Here is a 17,643-nt window from a genome sequence, read left to right on the forward strand (position 1 = left end):
ACCGTCGCCGATTCGGTACCACGCGGGGCGGTTACCGGGCGTCTGAAGAAATGCCGCGGGGAGGCCACCGACGTCTTCACCCGGGACGGCGGTGGCCGGACGGCGGAACTCGCCAAGGCCGCCTCCGTCCCCGTCCGTAGCATTGCCTGACCGGCACCACCAATGGCGCTGCCCAGGGTGTCCTCTGCAGACTCCGCCCTCGCCCTGCCGCAGCCCGACCTGGACCACCGACAGCTCCAGCCCGGTGATCTGCCGTCGGAGGTGGTCGACGCCGCCCAGACCGGGCTCTCGCCGGCCCGGCCGCCGAGTGCCTGTGACAGGCGTGCTGGTGCCCGCGGCAGCACGCCGCAGTGCGCGGCTGTACGGGGCCGGGGGCACGGCCGGTAAGGAGAGGGCGGTGCGGGTTCCGCCGGCCCCACCGACCGCGCTGGGGCGAGCGGCGTGAAGGCGGCGGCGGTCTCAGCACCACGCACGCCTACGCCGCGCCCGCAGCCGCCGACTCTGTTGCCGGCAGGGCGCCCGGGACGGCAACACCTCCGGTACCCGCCGGAGACTTCCAAGGCGTCAGACCATGAGCAGCAGCCGCGTGTTCGGTACGAGCTTCCGGTTCACGCTGGTGCTCTGCACGAAGATCGTGAAGTCGTCGTTGTGGTCCGGCTTGACGCGGACTTCCACGTCCGGCAGGCCGAGCAGGGCCCGGGCCTCGGGCCCCGTGTACACCCGGTCCGTCTTCTTCTCCAACACCGCGATCTGCTTCTGCGCCTGGATCTTCTCCGACTTGCTCAGCTGATAGAACGCACCACCGGTACGGTAGGTGTGCCCGCACTCGATGACCCAGTCCCGGATGGCCGCTGCGCGGGCCACCGGGATCAGCTGGTACTCCGACAAATCCACCGGGGTGAGGCCGGCTGCCTTGACGGTGTCCTTGTTGACCGCTTCCGCACCCATGGAGAACATCGCCCGCGATCCCCGGATGCCCTGGGCGCGGCCCACCATGAACTTCTCGGTGGCCTGCTGGATGACCTGCCCGGCCTCCTCCAGCCCCTGTGTGCTCGTGGCGTCCCAGATGGCGATGTTGTCCTTCGGGAAACCGCACTGCATGGCCTCGCGCTTGCCCATCTGGTCCGGCACGAGGACGGCCAGTGTCCAGTTGTCCTCCTGCGTCTCGATCATCTTGGACACGGCCTCAACCAGTTCACGCGGATCCCTGGCAGGGGCATCCGGGCAGCGATGACTTGCGTTCTCCTGCCCGTCGGTCAGCACGAATGTCAGGAAGCTGTGGTCGCCGTACAGTTGAGCTGTCTGCGCCAGCTCCCGCTGCGATGTGAGCGTGGCCGCCAGCAGAGCCGTCATTCCACCGACCCGGTACAGCTGCTTCAGGGACGGCATCCGCAGCACGTCCTTGTCGTAGATGACGCATTCCACCTTGTCCGCGAAGACGTACACCGTGACGCGGGTTTCCTGGTCCAGTTCCTGCGACCGGCGGGCCAGATAGGCAATCTGCTGGTCGGCAACTTCGACGACCTTGCGGTTCAGGTGCGACATGGACGAACTGGCATCCAGCACAAGAGCAACGTGATTGATGTAGTTCTGGTTTCCGGACATGACAGCTCCCCCTGTTTCCGACTCGATGCTCCTACCGTCTCACCCACCACTGACAATCGGTCTTGGCTCCCAGGCGGGATGAACGGCTTCCTGGCGAACGTGCAGGTGCTGGCCCGTCACTGCCGCACGGCAGGAGCAGGCCGGCCGGGAGCGCCAGGAGCAGGACCAGGCCCTGCCCGGACAGAAGGCCGGTGTTCAGGCTCTCGCGCCTGTGCACCTGAGCCGGGCCCCCCGGCGGCGCGGGCAGGCCCAAGGCGAACCGGGGCAGGCCCGTGTTGTCGGTGACGGCGGGGAGGCCGGGGCACATGGGCAGGGATGAGGAGTTGCTGCGCGGCCGCCCGCCCGGCCGGGCGAGCGATTGCGGCTGTGATCGCAAGCGTTTCGAAGCGTGGCACGGCCCGTCGTACGAAGTGACTGCCACTCCGCGCGCCTTGCCCGTGAGCGCGCCCGGCCGTGTGATCGTCGTCACCAGTGAATGACACGCCACCGGAGGAACCCGTCTCGTGCCAGCCGCGCTCTCCGCGCTGTTCGCCCTCCTGGCGGCCGTCGGCAACGCCACGGGCACGGTGCTGCAACGCGTGGGCGCCCGCACTGTGCCGCACGGGGACGCCTTCAGCTTCCGGCTGATCCGGCACCTGCTCCACAGCCCGGCGTGGCTCGGAGGCATCGCCGTGATCGTCGGTGCCGCGGCCTGCCAGGCACTGGCCCTCAACCTGGGCTCGTTGTCGCTGGTGCAGCCCATCCTGGTGACCGAATTGCCTTTCACCCTCCTCATTGCCTCCGCCTACGCCCGCCGCCGGCTGCCCGCGGCCGGATGGGCGGCGTCCGTCATGGTCGCCGCCGGCCTCGGCCTCGGGCTCGCCGCCGCCGCACCGTCCGGTGGCCACAGCGCGGTCCCGGCCGGTATGTGGGCACTGGCCCTGCTGGCCACGGGAGGAGCCATGACGCTCTGCGTCCTGGGCGCCCTGCCGAGACCGCGCGGTCCGCTCCGGGCAGCCCTGTTCAGCTCCGCCTCGGCGATCGGTTACGCCCTGACCGCCACCCTCATGACGGCCGCCACCGATGTCTTCGAGCGGGACGGCGCCGGAGCGTTCTTCACCGCCTGGCAGTTCTACGGTTTCGTGGCCACCGGGGCCTGCGCGCTCTTCCTCCTCGCCAGCGCCATGGAATCCGGCCCACTGATCGCCTCCCAGCCCGCCCTCACCCTCGGCGAAGCCCTGGTCAGCCTCGCCCTGGGCATGCTGGTGTACGGCGAACGCGTACGCACCGGCTGGTGGCTGCTCCCGGAGGGAACCGGAGCGGTGCTGGTCACCTGGGGGGTACTGATCCTGCCGAGGGTCGACGCGAAGAGCCCGTCCAAGCTCTGATGAGGGCCGGCGGCGGAAATTGCGCGGACTGTCCCAACCGGTCGCCGGCTGCGGCCCGGATCCGGTCGGCCAGGACGCGCAGGTCCTGGTGCAGCCCCAGGCTGCGCGCGACAGTCCGCCAGGTCGGCCACAGTGGTCCGTGCATACGCCACAACGTCCGGACGGCAGAGCGGATGCGCGCGGGTCGGGAAGGGGGAGCAGCGGCATGGATCCGTTCGGCGGGGACTACCGGCAGCAGGCGCGCTGAGCGGGGCGGTCTCGGCCCCGTCCGGCGGGAGCGGAAGCGTGAGGGGGCCGGTCCGCGGGCCCTGCCTCAACCAGGCGGGCCCAGCGCTGTCGCCCGGTCCGCGGAGTCGCCGAGGCCGTCCACGCAAAGGCGTGCGGTGTAGCGGGCGGCCCAGCCGGCCAGGCGGGGCTGCTCCGAAGGGTCGGCGCGGACGCCGGGGTGGACATCGAGGATGCCGGCGACCAGGCCTTCTACGATGGCGGGAATGAACGCGCGCACGAGGCAGGCGTGTTCTCCGTATCCGAAGGTGACCAGAGGCTGCCGTCGGCGGCGGAGGTCGAAGGTGTCGGGCTGCTCGAACACCGTCTCATCGCGGTTCGCGGAGCCGATCGCGGCCAGGACGTGTGCACCGGCGGGCAGGCGTGTGCCGCCCAGTTCCACCGGTCGCGTGGTCATGCGGCCGACGAGCCCGAACGGTGGCATCCAGCGCAGGACTTCGTGGACGGCATCGCCGAGAAGCTCCGGGTGGTCCCGGACAAGCCGGCGCTGGTCGGGGTCGTTGAACAGTGCGACCAGGAGGCTGCCCGCCGCCCACCCGGGTTCGGGAAGGGAGGGGAGGATCACGCGGATCGTCGGGAGGACCTCCGCGGCGCCTCGCGGACACGCGCTTCCAGGGTTGATGTGTCGCCACCGTGCGATCGCCGAGGACGGGTCCGGGCCGAGGCCCTCGAACCAGGGGGTAAGCGTGGCGTCGAGCTCGTTCGCAGCGGCGGCCGACACCGCGAGCTTGGCGGGGTCCCCGGGATCGAGGGCGCCCAGCCACAGGTCCTGTGCCAGGCGCAGCAGGGTCGTGCTGTCGACCTCGAGGCTCAGCATCCACCGGAACACCTCTGCCACGACGGGTTGCAGGACCTCACCCATGAGGTCCGCTTGCCCGTGCATGCCGGAGACCCGCTCGATGACCAGCTTTCGTGCGTACCCTCGGGCGCGGCCGGCGCATTCGGGCTCGAAGAGTTCCTCGACGCTGGCGCGCATCCCTTTGTGGATGTCGCCGCTCCTCGACAGGATGTTCTCCGGTCCGTAAATCTCCGACATCGCGGACGGAAAGCTGGTGGTGAAGGTCTGACTGTGGCTCATCACCTGACGCACGCCCTGCCAGCGCGTGACAAGCCAGCAGCCGAGCGCAGGGATCTCGGCCACAGGGTGGTCACGTCGAAGCCGCTGATAGACCGGATAGGGATCCGCGTGGAGCTCCTCCGGCGTGATCGTGTCCAGGAACGAGGTCATGCGTCCTTCCGAATGGCTTCGCAGTGGTCTTCGTCGAGTTCCGGGGACCCGGAGGTGGGGAACCGCCGTTGAACCGGCAGCCGCCGAGCTCCCCGCACACGGGGACGCCACGGGTCCGCGCCGAGCCGGATGGAACGGCGCATCCGCCTGACGACTCACCAGCGATCTTGCAGCCAGGGAACCCCTGGCCTATGCGGACACGGTGCCCGCCGGCCCGGTCGGCGGCGCCGCCCGTCCGAACGGGGCGCTTCTTGCCAGTTGGTCGGCTGGTGGGGCAGGGGGATGACGCAGATCAGGCCTTCGGCGAGGGATTGACCTCCTCGCAGACGGGACGGACGGCGGCGGTGGTCTTCGAACTTCCGGTCGACGTGGAGGCTGCCGGCAGCCAGGGGCGGTGACGGGCCCAGGGCTGCGCCTTCGGCCGGTTGCCCCGCACGCGGGGATGTACGGGGCAACATCGCCAGGAGGCGGGCGGGCGATTGCGGTCCGGCTGCCCGCCTGCGGGTCAGCGCTGGTGGGGAATGGGGGGCCGCTGCGCGTCCTTGTCCGCGGAACGGTCGAACGCTCCGGGCCGGGCGAGGTCCTCGAGGAGTTCGTCGATCAACTCCTGGGTGACGTGAGGCATGACGTAGACGTGGCTGTAGTCGTGGCGGCGTCCACCGAGGTTGAGTGGCACGCAGGCCAGCGAGTACTTCTGCGTGATCTCAGCCCGCGGCTGCTGGAACCAGACGCTGAGCGCGTGATCGCCGTGACCGACCTCGATACCGTCCTCGGCCCAGGGCTCACCGCGTTCCTGCAACTGCTCGCTCAGCCGGCGCAGGCGTTCGGCCGTGTACTCGGCGATCCGCAGGACCTCGGCGGCCTGCCGCACCTGCTGCTCCTCGCTGAACTGGGCGAGGTGGTTCCACATGGCCAGGGAGGCGAAGCCGCTGCGGGAGCCGGCGAAGGTGCTGTCGGGGGAGGAGACGACCGCCGGGTCGGACGGCGGGCGCAGCTTGGATCCCGCGCGGGACATGTAGATCCCGGTGGGGACGGGCGCGCCGGGGTACTTGTGTCCGCTGGTGACGATCGAGGACACCTCGGGGATCCGGAAGTCGAAGACCGGCGGTGCGGTCTCGATGAGTCCGCTGTCGCGGGCCTTCTCCAGGTAGGGGGCGTAGGCGCCGCCGAGGGCTCCGTCGACGTGGATCCAGTACCCGTTGCGGATGCTGACCCGGGTGGGGTCGTCGGGGTCGAAGCGCACGGTGCGGTCGACGAGGCCGTGCCGCTCGAAGACGGGCCGCAGGCGCTCGCAGGCGCCCTGAACGTCGTCGTAGGCGCCCTTGAAGACGCTGCCGATGTTGAAGTTGACCAGGACGGGGTGGCCCTTGGCGGCGAAGAAGTCCACGAGGGCCACCAAGGCGTCGACATCGACCGTGCCCGGACCCTCGTCGCCGCCGGTGGTCGGGACTCCGCCGAGCGGCCACCCGTTGTACGTCTGCATGCCGGTGCCGGCCACGTCGATGGGGCACTCGCCCGGGTAGAGGCTGCCGCCCAGGTCGTAGAAGGTCGGGATGTCCAGCACCCGCATCGCCTTGATGTGCGAGTAGTGGGTCTCCTGCGAGAAGAACGCCACCGGCATGTAGGCGTTGGGGTTGTCGTCGGGGTGTTTGGCCCGCAGGTAGCTGGTGCGGCAGCTGGCATCGCCGGAGACCTCGTCGCGCACCAGGGCGTTGCCGTCCAGGTAGTCACGGGCGTTCCACATGGCGTACAGGTTGCCCTCGGTGCTGCCCATGGACAGCACGTATCCCCACCCGTCATCGTCCCCGGGACGGGCCGGGTCCTCGGGCAGCGGGGCGTGCCACAGGCGGGCGTAGTGCTCCAGGACCGCCCGCTCCAGCCACCGCGAGTGCAGGCTGTAGTTGCTGTCGACGAACGGGTCCCCGATGTTGTTGATGTGGTAGCCCAGGAAACGACCCAGCGCGGCGTGGCCGTCGAGCGACAGGTTCACCTGGTAACCCAGAAGACGCTCCCGCTGCCCGCCCAGGTACTCCTCCAGCTTGGCAAGGACCGCGGTCCGCTGCTCATCGGTGTAGGCCTCGGTACCCAGCCGGTAGTCGTCGTTGGCCGGCCGTGCCGTGAGATGCGTATCGGAGTGTTCGGTAATCATTCGATGTCCGATTCTGAGCGAAATCGCGAAACTGCGGCAAGCGGGGATCGCCGCCAGGCGCCAAGGGTCTCGGAAGTCGCTCGGATCCAAGGGGGCAGGTGGTTGCGCGGGTCAGCCGCCTGTACGACGGTCAACGGGCGGTTGCCGAATGGGCCGGTCGCCTGTCGTTGAACTGTCGAAGCGGCGGTTGCCGCGGAGCGCGGGTGTCCCGTCCAGGAACTCGCGGTACGCAGGATATGCGTGACGCGCCGCCCCGATTGCCCACCCTTCTGCATTTATCTCCATCTAGTTATTTCAAGTGAAAAGCGTTTGACATCAGTTCTCCAGGAGTGCCTTCAGGAGTGACGTTTCGGCAACTCCCGGAAAGGCGGCTTCGTGTCGCAGGAGTGTGCTGTAGTCGCGTTCCTTTCCGGCCGGGACCAGTCCCGGGCGTCGTCAGCTACGGCCCACAACCCGGCCCGAGCCCCTGCCGTCCTCGCCCGGGGCCGGCCGGCCCGGACACGCTCGCCGAACGTGACGGCGAGCAGATCGCCCTCCATCTGACCGGTCACCCCCGCGCGGCCGCCGCCGGCGTACGACGCCGCGCCGACCGGATGCCCAAGGACAGCGGCCCCGGGCGCTCGCCGATGTCGTCCAGCGCGAGGCAGAAGACCGGCTGTCCGTGACGCTCGAAGGCGCCAGGAGCTGTGTCCACAACCGTGATCAGGCCAGCCTTGCTGTGGTCTTTCATCGCGGTGTTGAAGGCGAGCGGGGCGGCCGTTCCGATGTTTCGGGAGCGGAAGCAGGCTCCCGGGCCGGCGAGTGCGTCGGCCTCCATGACCGCCTCCACCGGATCCTCCGGATACCTGACTAAGATCGGCCGCATCCAGTCCGGACTCATTTCCCCATGCCCCATACGCTCATCCTGCCGACCCCAGGCTGTCTCACGGGGTTTCCTGATTCCTGGACGAGTCATTCCGAATGATCAGCGGTCGTGGTCACCGGGAGCAGCCGGGACGTTGATAGGGGCTGTCGGCTCGTTCGTGGCCTTCGCCGCCGGGTGCGCCTTGGTGAGGGTGCAAACGCCGTCCGCACACTGGCGCTCCAGACGGCCGAGGGAGATGGTCTGCGCCAGGCCGACCATCCAGCAGGTAGGGCAGCCGCGGAAGGCGATCAGGGCCAACGGGGCCGCCAGCAGGGTGACCGGGCCGGCGACGGGCACCAGGGCGATCGAGCCGATGATCAGGCCGACGCCGATGGCGCCGCGCGCCAGATGGCGCGGGACGGACTTGCTGGCGAAGTTCCTCTCGGGCGCGGCGGACTGTGCGGCGGCCTGGGCCTTCGCGCCCTGCGCGGGCTTCACTGGGTTCGCGACGTCCACGGTGTTCACGGTGTTCACGGTCGTGAGACTCCTCCGACTGATTGGTCGATAGCTTGATCGCGCGCCTGATCGGCGGCTTGACCCAGCGGTTGGTCTGTCACTGCCAGAGAGTGACGCAGAGCTGCGCGCGCTCTGTGCAGCCGTGACTTCATCGCGGCGCTGCTCAGACCGAGCGCATGGGCGACGGTCTTGCCGGGCAGGCCCTGTACGTCCCGCATGATCAGGACCTGCCGCTGGTCACGGGGAAGGGCGCTGACCGCAGCCGCGATGCGCTCCGCCTCCAGCCTGTGCAGCACCGCGTCCTCGGCGGACGGTTCCGCAGTCGCCTCCGGGTCGGCTGTCGCCTCGTCGCTCCGCGAGACGAGCAGCCGTACCTGCCGGAGGCATTCGTTGCGCACGATCCGGAACATCCATGAGGCAAGCGCGCCAGTGGCCCGCAAAGTGCCGATCTTCCGATAGAGGATGATCAGCGCCTCCTGCGCCGCGTCCTCCGCGTCCTGCGGTGAGGAACACAGCGATATGGCGAACCTGCGCACATGAGGCTGCGATTCCATGACAACGGTGGTGAGCGAAGTGACGTCGCCGTCCTGAGCGGCCTTGATCAGCCGCTCGTCCGGCCAAGTGAAACGTTGGTTCATCTGAGACTCCTGGCAGGGTGCTGGTCAGCTTCGGCCCTTGTAGCGCCGCATCAGGTGCCAGCTGCACGCGCCCACGAGCAGGGCTCCGATCACTACGAGGCTGGTGACCATCATGGGTGGTTCCTCCCGGTTCTGCCGGTCCGTTCGGCCGGTACACAGACAAGAGGCAGGGAGATCCGAAAAGGATTCACCTCCAGCCGAAGATTCTTTTGAACCCCACTCCCACAGCCACGGCACACGGGGCGCAAAGGCCGGGAAACGACGGCGCGCACCGCGCCGCGCCGTCGCCAACCCGGATGCGGTCTCGGGCATCCCCGGCCTGAACCGCCCGGAGGTGGTGGAAGGCGCTGATGGCCGCGTCCGGGGTCAGCGGGATGAGCGGCGCGGCGACGGCGGTCTGGAACATGGCATCTCCTCGGGTGCGCGGGCGCCGCGCTGATCGCGGCGGCCTCGGATCCGAGCCTTGGGCGCCGGGCCTGTGGACAGAACAAGCGCCCGGGAGGGGAGAGACCTCCCCTCCCGGGCTCGACGGTGCGGGCCCTGCTCACCCTCGCGCAGCTGCGCCTGGCCACGCCCCGCCGGCCCAAGGCGCTGCTGCTGTCCCACCGGCAGGACACCGACTGGCCGGCACCGCAGGACCGACGGGTCGCCCGTCGGCCGGCGGTGCGGCGGCCTTCGCCGGTGGCTACGCCGCCTCTGACGCGCCCGCAGCTCGCCCCCGTGCCCGGGTCGCGGGCCGGCTGGTGGTGCCGTAGACAGGTGTCACCGCACCCAGGCGCGTCGGAGGAGGGCGCGCCGGTGTCGTTGCACCCTCCGGCGGAGCCGATGCCCGCCCGGGCCCGCGAGGTTTCCCAGGGCCGGCCGGCTGCCGGGCGGCCCTGGGGTTCGAGCCGGAATTCGACGGGTTCTCCAGACACACTCAGATGTGTCTCACCTACGGGTGCCGTCGTTTCAGGAGCCTGCGCGCGAGGGTGGCCACGGGAGCGGGCGCGTTCTTGTCGTACACATGACGATGTGCGACCCGTTCCAGGTGAAGGCGATCGGTACGTTGCGCGGGGTTCCGTCCTTGGCGACGCAGGCCAGGCGGGTCACGTCACGGGCCGGCAGCTCCTGGCTGATCGGGCGGTTCACCACCTCGGTGATCTCGTTCGGCTGCGTGGTTCGGTTCCTCCTTCTCAGCGCAGTTGCTCGGCCAGCCCGACGATGATGCCCTCCGGGCCGCGGAGGTAGCAGAGCAGATAGCTGTCCTCGAACCGGGCGATCTGGCCGACGAGTTCGGCGCCGTGAGGGCGCAGGCGGGCAACGGTGTCCTCGATGTCGTCGACGGCGAACATGACGCGGTGCGTGCCCAGAATGTTGTGCGGCCGGTTGCGCGGCCCGGCGCTGATCACCGCGGGGCTGCGGTACTTCGCCAGCTCGAGCCGGCTGTGACCGTCCGGGGTCCGGACCATCGCGATGTCACAGCGGACGCCGTCGAGTCCGGTGCACTGGTCGGCGAAGAGGCCCTCGACCTCCGCCCTGCCCTCCAGCTCCATACCGAGTTCCACGAAGAACGCGATGGCGGCATCCATGTCCTCGACGACGATGCCGACGTTGTCCATCCGCTGAATCGCCATGCTGGTTTCTCCTTCATCCTCGTGTGGCTCTGTCGGTGAGGTGCGAGAGCGCGTGCCGGTCAGGGCCGAGAGCGCCTTCTTCCAGAGGGAATCGATGTCGCCGAGTTCCGAGAACACTCCGGTACGTGCTTCGGCGGCGCAGGCGATGCCTTCCGTCGTGATGACAGGCGGCCGGTCACGCCATGGGGGCGGCCTCGTCGCGGGCCGGGCCGGCCGCGGACATGATGGCCTGCCAGGGGGCGGAGTCGAAGATGAGCCTGATGGAGGTGATCCGGCCGTCGTGGAGGTGGAAGTGCTCGGCCGTGTGCTGGGTGATGCCGGCGGCCGGGGTGGTGTGGACGTCGTAGAGCAGGGTGGCCTCGGTCTTGCCGTACAGCTCGCTGATCAGCTCCACACCGGTGACGATGCCCAGGAGCCCGTCCAGGCCGTCGAGGTGGCCGGTCGGGCTGTCGGAGGTGATGAACGGGCTGCGGAAGCTGAAGCCTTCGCCGATCTGGGCAGCGGCCGTGGTGACGTCCCCCCGGAACCGGGCCTCGTGGTAGGCCCTGACGGTACGTCGGGCGGCCGCGTCGGCTGAGTCGGTGGTCATGCGGTGCTCCGTTGGTGTCGTTCAGGAAGCCGGCGGCTGGTCGGGCCGGGCCGCGTTCAGGTACTGCTCGATGCGTTGCTGGTTCTCGACCATGCGCAGGCACAGGTCGCGGAACCGGGCGAGTTCGTCTTCGGTGAAGCCCTGGAAGACGGCGGACATGGCGCGCTGCGTCGGCTGCCTGAAGTTGTCCAGCCAGTGGAGGCCGGCTGGTGTGATCGTGGCTCGTACCGACCTGCGGTCGTGCTGGTCCTGGACCCGCTGCGCCAGCCCGTCGCGCTCGAGCGTGTCGACCAGGCCGGTGACGTTGCGGGAACTCACCCCTGCCGCGCGGGCCAGCTCGCCGATGCTCAGGCCCTGGTCGGTTGCCGTACTCAGTCGTGCGAGGACATCGAGTGCCCCCGCGCTGAGCCCCCGTCCCCCCGCACCGTGCGAACGCAGCCGGTCGACCGCCTGCGAGGCCGACCGGAGGGCTGCGGCCGTCTCCAGCGCCAGAGTGTCGTCCCCCGCCGCGAACGCCTGCATGGAGTCCCGGACACCGGGGTCGTAGAGGAAGCCCTCAGGGTCACGGGCCAGGCCAGAATTATGTACGTGCTTCATAATGAAGCCGCACTCTACTTTGTCCGTGGCGACATCACCAGAGACCGCCGCCGCGCGTCGGAGGATGGATAAACGAACTCCGTTCATGCGTTGTTGAACGGGGTGCCCCAGAGTTCCCGGCACCGCGGGAAGGACCCGCGGAACCGTAAGGAACGAGGTTCCTCATGCGACGCATCACCCCCCGTCTGATGGCCGCGGCCACCGTGGCCGCGATCGGGCTCGGCGCTCTCGCCACCGGCACCGCCTCGGCCACCACGGCCGGCGCCTTCGCGGCCCGGAGCACCGAGGTCAAGTTCCACAACGGGACCGGCTGCCAGCTGATCCGGCAGAGTTACGGCCTCGATCACGGCATCTGGAGCCAGGGGCAGGAGCCCCCGCACACCGTGTCCAACACTCAGGACGTCTCCTGGAAGTCGGAGAGCAACGGGTTCATGACCGGCACCGAGGGTTCCGTCACCTACAGGACGTCCAACTGCGAGGAGGGCTGGCGAAACGACCGGCCCGTCCGCTTCCACTGGAACAACCCCTACGCCGGCTCCAACGGCTACGACATCGACGGCACGGACCGCGGCGCATTCCGCGAGGTCCGTCAAGGCGGCAGCGGTGACAACGCCCTGGTCCTGTGGGGCGTGTACAAGAACTGACCCGCACACGAGGCCTGCCGGCAACGTCCGGGTCTGTTCGGCATCGGCCCGGGCCTCGCGCCGCTCGAAGAGGGCGAGGGCGGCCTCCGGACACGCCGCCCTCGCGCCCCTCGCCCTCGCAGCCCGTCCCAGATGGCACAGGCTGCGCCCGAGCGCCCTGAGCACAGCGCCCTCGAGCATGCCGCTGGTCCGCCGGGCCGGCGGCATGAACTCCTCGGCGGCTCCTGCCGCGAGGGCGTAGTGCCCAGCTTGCGCGGGGACTTCGGCCCTGCCACAGCTGCGGCCAGGAGCCGGCTCCCCGTCTCCTGGGCGGTGACGTAGGCGCCGACCTGGATGGCCACACGCGGGTTGGCCGCGGGGTGCGGGGCCGGGTGCGGGGATGACGTCGCGGAGACACGGTGATCGTTTTCGGCTGCGAGACCGATGTGGAAGTCGGCGTCCAGCGGGGCAGCGATCTGGTCGGCGAAGAACGTGCCGATCGACTGCCGGCAGATGCGACGGATGACCTCGCCGATCAGGAAGCCATGGGTGAACCGGTGGTAGCCGGACGCCGTGCCGGGTAACCAGCGGGGCGTCTGGCGGCCCAGCAGGGTGGTGGCCTTCTCCCGGTCGCACAAGTCGTCGAGTGTCATGGGCTGGTTCCAGTCGGGCAGACCAGCGGTGTGGCTGAGCAGGTGCCGCACCTCGATGCGGTCCTTCCCATGGGTGCCGAACTCGGGCCAGTATGTCGCGACCGGTGCGGACAGATCGAGTTCGCCGCGGTCGGCGAGGACCAGAGCACACAGCGCGGTCATCGTCTTCGTGGCCGACCACACGTTGGCGATGGTGTCGCGCAGCCATGGTCGGGTACGTGCCTGGTCGGCGTAGCCACCCCACAGGTCGACGACGGGTTCGCCGTCGAGGTAGATCGCCACCGATGCACCGACGTCCGCTCCGCTGTGCAGGGAGTCGGCAAACACCTCCCGCACCGCGCTGAAATGCTCGGTGCAGTCGCCTTGAATATCCATGCTGAACAAGGTCTCCGATCTCGTCGTGGCGGTCCGTCAGGCGCGGCTCCGTGCCGGCTCCGGCTTGGAGAGAGGCGCTGCCGCGCGGCGGGGGAGCAGCAGCGGGGTCGCCAGCAGGAGCACGCCGGCCAGGCCGATGGCCATCCGCGGGCCGAGCAGGCCGCCCAGCACGCCCCAGGCGGCCGTCAGGAGCGCGACCGAGGCCTTGGCCGTCACCGCCCAGGCCGACAGAGCACGGGCGACCCGGCCGGTCGCGGTGCGCTGGAGGCGGTAGGTGGCGGAGACGGGGTTGAAGACCCCGCAGCAGAAGACGAGCCCGAGCTCGACGCCCATCACCAGCAGCAGCCCGCCGGTCCCCGGCCCCACAAAAGCCAGGCCGACGGGCCAGACCGCGCGCAGCGCCCCGGCCGCGACCAGGACCCGGTGCTGCCCGAACCGGGTGACGAGAGGCCGGGCCAGCCGGGAACCGAGCAGCCCGCCGATCGCGGGGACGGCGAAGGCGAGGCCGTACTGCCACGGCGCGAACCCGAACCGGCCGAGCATCAGGACGGCCAGCAGCGGCGAGGCGGCCATCACCAGGCCGTTGAAGAGCGCGGTGTTGAAGAACAGCGGACGCAGCACCGGGTCGGCGAGGATGTACCGCCAGCCGTCGAGCAGGTCCCCGGCCTTCATGCGCGCCGCCTCCCGGTGCCCGGGTGGCGGCTCGTGGTTGCTGCCCGTCGCGCGGATGCCGAGGGCGGAGAGCAGGTAGCTGACCGAGTCGGCCACCACCGTCGCCACCGGGCCGAGCAGCCCGATCGCGGCGCCGCCCAGCGGTGGCCCGACGATCGTGGTCGTCCAGGCCGTGGACTCGAACCGGGCGTTGGCGACCAGCAGGTCCTCGGCCGGCAGCAGCGTTTTCACGTACGCGCCGGAGGCGGCACGGAAGGTGATGTCGGCCGCCGCGACGACGACCGCGACCAGCAGGAGCTGGAGGAAGGTGAGGGCGCCGAGGGCGTACGCAGCGGGGATCGTCAGCAGGGCGACGCACCGCACCAGGTCCATCGTGATCAGCACCGGCCGCTTGCGGCGGAACTCCACCCACGGTCCGAGCGGCACCGCCACGGCGGCGCCTACGGCGGCTCCCACGGAGGAGAGGGCGGCGACCTGGGCCGGTCCGGCGTCCAGCACCTCGATGGCGATCAGCGGGAACGCGCCGAAGGCGAGCCACGTGCCCAGCGCGCTGGTCCCGTACGCCGCCCAGAGCCACCCGAACCGCCGCCCCAGCCGGTGCCCGCTCAGCACGCCCACGCCCTCCCTCACTACACAACCAACCCGCTACAAGAATCATCAAAGCGAGCACCATCATCACTGGTCAAACAACCACGAGACCATCACTGCACAACCATTGGTTGTGTATGTACGGTGTCGGAATGGATCTCAACGCCGTCCGGACCTTTGTTGCCGCCGCCGACGCAGGGCAGTTCCAGGTAGCCGCCGCCGAGCTGGCCGTCACCCAGCAGGCCGTCTCCAAGCGCATCGCCGCGCTGGAGCGCGACCTCGGAGTGCGGCTGTTCACGCGCACCCCGCGCGGCGCCGAGCTCACCATCGACGGGCAGGCCTTCCTGCCCCACGCGCGCGAGCTGCTGCGCGTGGGGCAGCGCGCGGTCGAGTCCGTGCACGCCGGGCGCCGGCCGCTGCGCGTCGACGTGATCGCTTCGCGCAGCGCGCAGTCGGCGCTGATGCGCGGCTTCCACCGCGCACATCCCGAGATCGACCTCGACGTGGTGATGCTCTTCGACATCGACAGGGCCGTCGCCGCCATCAGATCCGGTGCGATCGACGCGTCCTTCCGCGCCGTCGCCACGCCCGGGCACCCCCTTCCCGAAGACATCACGTCCGTCAGGGTGCTCGACGAGAGCCTCCAGCTCCTCACCGGCCCCGCTCACGCACTGGCGGGCGCCCGCTCGGTGACCATCGCCCAGCTCGCCGGGCACCGGATCTGGATGCCCGGCCTCGTCCCCGGCACCGAGTGGGCCGCCTACTACGACGACCTCGTCGCCGAGTTCGGCCTCACCATCGAGGCCACCGGCCCCAACTTCGGCTCCGACGCGCTCCTCGACACCGTCGCCGACACCCCCGCCCTGGCCACCTTCATGGGCGCGGACTCCCGCCTCGTCTGGCCCGCCGGCCACGGCCTGCGCCGCATCCCGGTGACCGACCCGACGCCCGTCTACCCGCACTCGCTCCTCTGGCACCGCGACAACCCCCACCCAGCGCTGGCCACCCTCCGCGCCCACCTCGCTGCCACAGCGGCCGGCCACGACGCCGCCGGGACCTGGGCGCCGGGCTGGGCGAATCCGCACTGAACACCGGGTACCTTCGGCCATCGTGGCCGGATCGACGGACAGTATCTCGGGGGGGGGGGCAGGCGTGGCCATCGGCGGCGACCAGCTCCGCGAGGTCCTCCTGGCGGCAGCCATCCACGGCCTGGCCGGGGCGGAGCAGGCCGCAGACCGTGCAGGCACACCATCGTGGACCGGCCGACATACTGGGTACCGTCACCACAAGGGCTGCCGGACGCCCAGTAGGCAGCCAGCGCTGGACTGAGGCGCAGTCGGTCCAGCGGCCGGCACGGCGACGGGCCGTGACCCCAACGGTCCGACGGCCTTCGCGGCCAACGGCTGGCCGCGAAGAAGCCGGGGCACGGACCCAAGGGCCTGTGACGGACAAGCCCGAAGGAGGGATGACTGGTGATGGTAGGGATTGACTGGCCCGTGGTCGTTGAACGGGCCGCGCCCGGCGATCTGCTGAGGTTCCGGCCCGACGTGGCGGCATGGATATGGCCGGACGGGGACGGCGCGCGCTTCGTGACCGAGGTCGGGATCCCGCACTCCAACGGGCTGTTCCGAATCCTCGAGGAACTGGCGGACCGGGATCCGGCGAGCCCGGAGACAGCCTTCACAAAGGGCCTGGGAGCCGAGCCGGTCGACACCCCGCACGGGAGGCTGCAGCCGCTGGGCATGCTCTTCCAGGCGGTTGTCTTCGTGAGCCTCGGCGACGGGACGATCTGGGTCTCCGGCCCGGATTCCGAGATCGAGTACGAGCTGATCCACGGGGACGTCTCCTCGCTCGGCTACCTCGTCTACAAGTTCGAGGTGGAGCGGCCGGGGCCGGACGAGCGCCCGAACCCCAACGACTGGGCCGACGTGGAGGAGATCGTCCGTGAGGGGATGGAGGCCTGGGACTCGCTGCCGTTCACGAGCGAGTTCTGGACGTCGTTTCTCGACTCCTACCCGATGCTGTGAGAGAGCCGGTTCGGACGTGAGCGCGGACATGGACGACGAGCTGGCGGGCTGGCGCTGCTGGCACTCTTCGGGCCGCGCGGGGGCTCAGCCTGTCGATTGCTCCCGCTGGGCTTGCTGAGGCACCACCTCACAGCGCCGTCACGCCGCCGCCCATTTGAGTCCGAGTCGTGCGAGTGCGGTGCGTTTGCCGGCACCGCGATACGAGCCCTGGCCCTCACGGTCTACGACCACCGCGGCGAGCGCTGACCCCACCACACCGCCCTGGACGTCAGGCCGCCCCGAGCCTGGCAGGAACTTTCTCCGGATGTCAGTGGGGGGTGTGCGCAGTTCCACCGCTCCTCGGGATGTGGCCAAGGGTGGGGTGCCGGCCTCGGGCTGTGGTCACGGCCAGGGAAAGAGACTGGCGGGCGGTGTTCACGGCCTGTCCGGGACGCCGAGCGGCACGGTGAACCGCGACTGCCAGCCTCCCTCCGTCAGCACCACCAGCTGGACCGCCGCCGCACGGGTGCGCAGCGGCAGCAGGCGGCCGATCGCAGCGCGGACATGGGCGGCAGCTGTCAGGTTGTCTCCACCCATAGCGACCGTGACATGGGCGGCGGGCCGCACCCCGAAGCGGCCCCTGTACGGGCGCAACCCGGGCCACTGGGCGCGGAACGCATCGACGACCGGCTGGAGTCCCGGAACGGTGACGGCGACGAAGCCGGACGCCGTCACGACCTCCTCCAAGAGCAGATCAGCTGCCGGAAAACTCGCCGCCAGGGAACGCACGCCCTTCTCGTCCTGACCCGTCAGCGCCGATTCCGGCACGAACGGGTAGAGGAGCGAGACGTGCGCCGGCACCCCAGGACGCACCAGAGCCGGGTCGATACGCCACGCCGCATCGAGGAGCGGGGCGGCATCGGGCAGGACAATGACGACGGCAGTGGTCCCTGGCTCTGGCACACCGTCATCATCGCAGGCCGGCCCGCTACTGCGCCCATTGCACTCCGAGGTGGGCGAGGGCGGCGAGTTGGGCGTAGTCGAGACGGTCGCGGCCGGCGTTGGCTGGTGATCCACACGCTTCGAGGAGCTGTGGTCGGACAGGTCGTTTCTGGCAGGGGCAGGTGTTGCAGAGGCCGGTGTGAGTCGTTGGCTCCCTGTCGGCGGTCAGTGAATCTGCGCAGCGTCGGGGCTTGTTAGGCCGTGTATCGAGTCGTGATCAAGCGGCTGGCGCAAGGTCCTTATCCAGACCATGGAAGCGCGGACCGGCCGATCACGCCCGACAACCAAGG

19 protein-coding genes are annotated in these 17,643 nt (G+C 70.0%); 6 read left to right on the top strand and 13 right to left on the bottom strand.

The genetic code is table 11. The features are described 5' to 3' along the window. The first annotated feature begins 177 nt into the window (after positions 1-177). Positions 178-387, top strand: coding sequence for a hypothetical protein (locus FHS38_RS33970; RefSeq protein ID WP_184740320.1), 210 nt, complete (start codon positions 178-180; stop codon positions 385-387). Positions 388-564: 177 nt separating this feature from the next. Here FHS38_RS33970 and FHS38_RS33975 read toward each other — a convergent pair whose 3' ends face one another. Beyond that, complete coding sequence (locus FHS38_RS33975; RefSeq protein ID WP_184740322.1) at positions 565-1,605, bottom strand: vWA domain-containing protein; 1,041 nt, start codon at positions 1,603-1,605, stop codon at positions 565-567. A gap of 305 nt (positions 1,606-1,910) precedes the next feature. On the opposite strand from FHS38_RS33975, the gene FHS38_RS33980 reads away from it, so the two are divergent. After that, positions 1,911-2,084 (top strand): hypothetical protein, encoded by a 174-nt coding sequence (locus tag FHS38_RS33980; protein ID WP_184740324.1) that lies wholly within the window; start codon positions 1,911-1,913, stop codon positions 2,082-2,084. A 24-nt stretch (positions 2,085-2,108) separates the two neighbouring features. Beyond that, complete coding sequence (locus FHS38_RS33985) at positions 2,109-2,972, top strand: DMT family transporter (RefSeq protein WP_184740326.1); 864 nt, start codon at positions 2,109-2,111, stop codon at positions 2,970-2,972. A 313-nt stretch (positions 2,973-3,285) separates the two neighbouring features. On the opposite strand, the gene FHS38_RS33990 is transcribed toward FHS38_RS33985, so the two are convergent. The 9 genes from FHS38_RS33990 to FHS38_RS34030 all read right to left on the bottom strand — a co-directional run bounded on the left by FHS38_RS33990 (position 3,286) and on the right by FHS38_RS34030 (position 11,434). Next, on the bottom strand, positions 3,286-4,485 hold the full coding sequence (locus tag FHS38_RS33990; protein ID WP_184740328.1) for a cytochrome P450: 1,200 nt from the start codon (positions 4,483-4,485) through the stop codon (positions 3,286-3,288). Between the two features lie 505 nt (positions 4,486-4,990). Then, positions 4,991-6,634, bottom strand: coding sequence for a PLP-dependent aminotransferase family protein (locus FHS38_RS33995; RefSeq protein WP_184740329.1), 1,644 nt, complete (start codon positions 6,632-6,634; stop codon positions 4,991-4,993). A 547-nt stretch (positions 6,635-7,181) separates the two neighbouring features. Then, complete coding sequence (locus tag FHS38_RS34000; RefSeq protein ID WP_184740330.1) at positions 7,182-7,451, bottom strand: hypothetical protein; 270 nt, start codon at positions 7,449-7,451, stop codon at positions 7,182-7,184. Between the two features lie 147 nt (positions 7,452-7,598). Further along, positions 7,599-8,003, bottom strand: coding sequence for a hypothetical protein (locus FHS38_RS34005; RefSeq protein ID WP_184740354.1), 405 nt, complete (start codon positions 8,001-8,003; stop codon positions 7,599-7,601). A gap of 5 nt (positions 8,004-8,008) precedes the next feature. Next, a complete protein-coding gene (locus FHS38_RS34010) occupies positions 8,009-8,632 on the bottom strand; it encodes an RNA polymerase sigma factor (protein WP_184740332.1) in 624 nt (207 codons plus the stop codon). 187 nt (positions 8,633-8,819) lie between these two features. Further along, positions 8,820-9,038 carry a hypothetical protein gene (locus FHS38_RS34015; RefSeq protein ID WP_184740334.1) on the bottom strand — a complete coding sequence of 73 codons (219 nt, stop codon included), beginning with the start codon at positions 9,036-9,038 and terminating at the stop codon, positions 8,820-8,822. A gap of 769 nt (positions 9,039-9,807) precedes the next feature. Continuing rightward, positions 9,808-10,248, bottom strand: a complete 441-nt coding sequence (locus FHS38_RS34020) for a VOC family protein (protein WP_184740336.1) — start codon at positions 10,246-10,248, stop codon at positions 9,808-9,810. A gap of 175 nt (positions 10,249-10,423) precedes the next feature. Further along, positions 10,424-10,837, bottom strand: coding sequence for a nuclear transport factor 2-like protein (locus tag FHS38_RS34025; RefSeq protein ID WP_184740337.1), 414 nt, complete (start codon positions 10,835-10,837; stop codon positions 10,424-10,426). Positions 10,838-10,858: 21 nt separating this feature from the next. Then, positions 10,859-11,434, bottom strand: coding sequence for a MarR family winged helix-turn-helix transcriptional regulator (locus tag FHS38_RS34030; RefSeq protein ID WP_184740339.1), 576 nt, complete (start codon positions 11,432-11,434; stop codon positions 10,859-10,861). A 164-nt stretch (positions 11,435-11,598) separates the two neighbouring features. Here FHS38_RS34030 and FHS38_RS34035 point away from each other — a divergent pair, with 164 nt between their 5' ends. Next, complete coding sequence (locus FHS38_RS34035; RefSeq protein WP_184740341.1) at positions 11,599-12,078, top strand: hypothetical protein; 480 nt, start codon at positions 11,599-11,601, stop codon at positions 12,076-12,078. On the opposite strand, the gene FHS38_RS34040 is transcribed toward FHS38_RS34035, so the two are convergent. Further along, positions 12,024-13,085 carry a serine hydrolase domain-containing protein gene (locus FHS38_RS34040; RefSeq protein WP_184740343.1) on the bottom strand — a complete coding sequence of 354 codons (1,062 nt, stop codon included), beginning with the start codon at positions 13,083-13,085 and terminating at the stop codon, positions 12,024-12,026. The genes FHS38_RS34035 and FHS38_RS34040 overlap by 55 nt on opposite strands. 36 nt (positions 13,086-13,121) lie before the next feature. After that, complete coding sequence (locus tag FHS38_RS34045; RefSeq protein ID WP_184740356.1) at positions 13,122-14,369, bottom strand: MFS transporter; 1,248 nt, start codon at positions 14,367-14,369, stop codon at positions 13,122-13,124. Between the two features lie 128 nt (positions 14,370-14,497). On the opposite strand from FHS38_RS34045, the gene FHS38_RS34050 reads away from it, so the two are divergent. Beyond that, positions 14,498-15,433: a LysR family transcriptional regulator gene (locus tag FHS38_RS34050; protein WP_184740345.1), complete on the top strand. Its 936-nt coding sequence runs from the start codon at positions 14,498-14,500 to the stop codon at positions 15,431-15,433. 387 nt (positions 15,434-15,820) lie between these two features. Beyond that, entirely contained in the window at positions 15,821-16,372 is a 552-nt protein-coding gene (locus tag FHS38_RS34055) for an SUKH-4 family immunity protein (RefSeq protein ID WP_229822917.1), read from the top strand. Positions 16,373-16,786: 414 nt separating this feature from the next. Here the strand turns inward: FHS38_RS34055 and FHS38_RS34060 are convergent, their stop codons facing one another. Then, positions 16,787-17,314 carry a 2'-5' RNA ligase family protein gene (locus FHS38_RS34060; protein ID WP_184740348.1) on the bottom strand — a complete coding sequence of 176 codons (528 nt, stop codon included), beginning with the start codon at positions 17,312-17,314 and terminating at the stop codon, positions 16,787-16,789. Positions 17,315-17,643: the final 329 nt, after the last annotated feature.

The sequence above is a fragment of the Streptomyces netropsis genome, from assembly GCF_014203545.1.
Classification (GTDB): Bacteria; Actinomycetota; Actinomycetes; order Streptomycetales; family Streptomycetaceae; genus Streptomyces; species Streptomyces netropsis.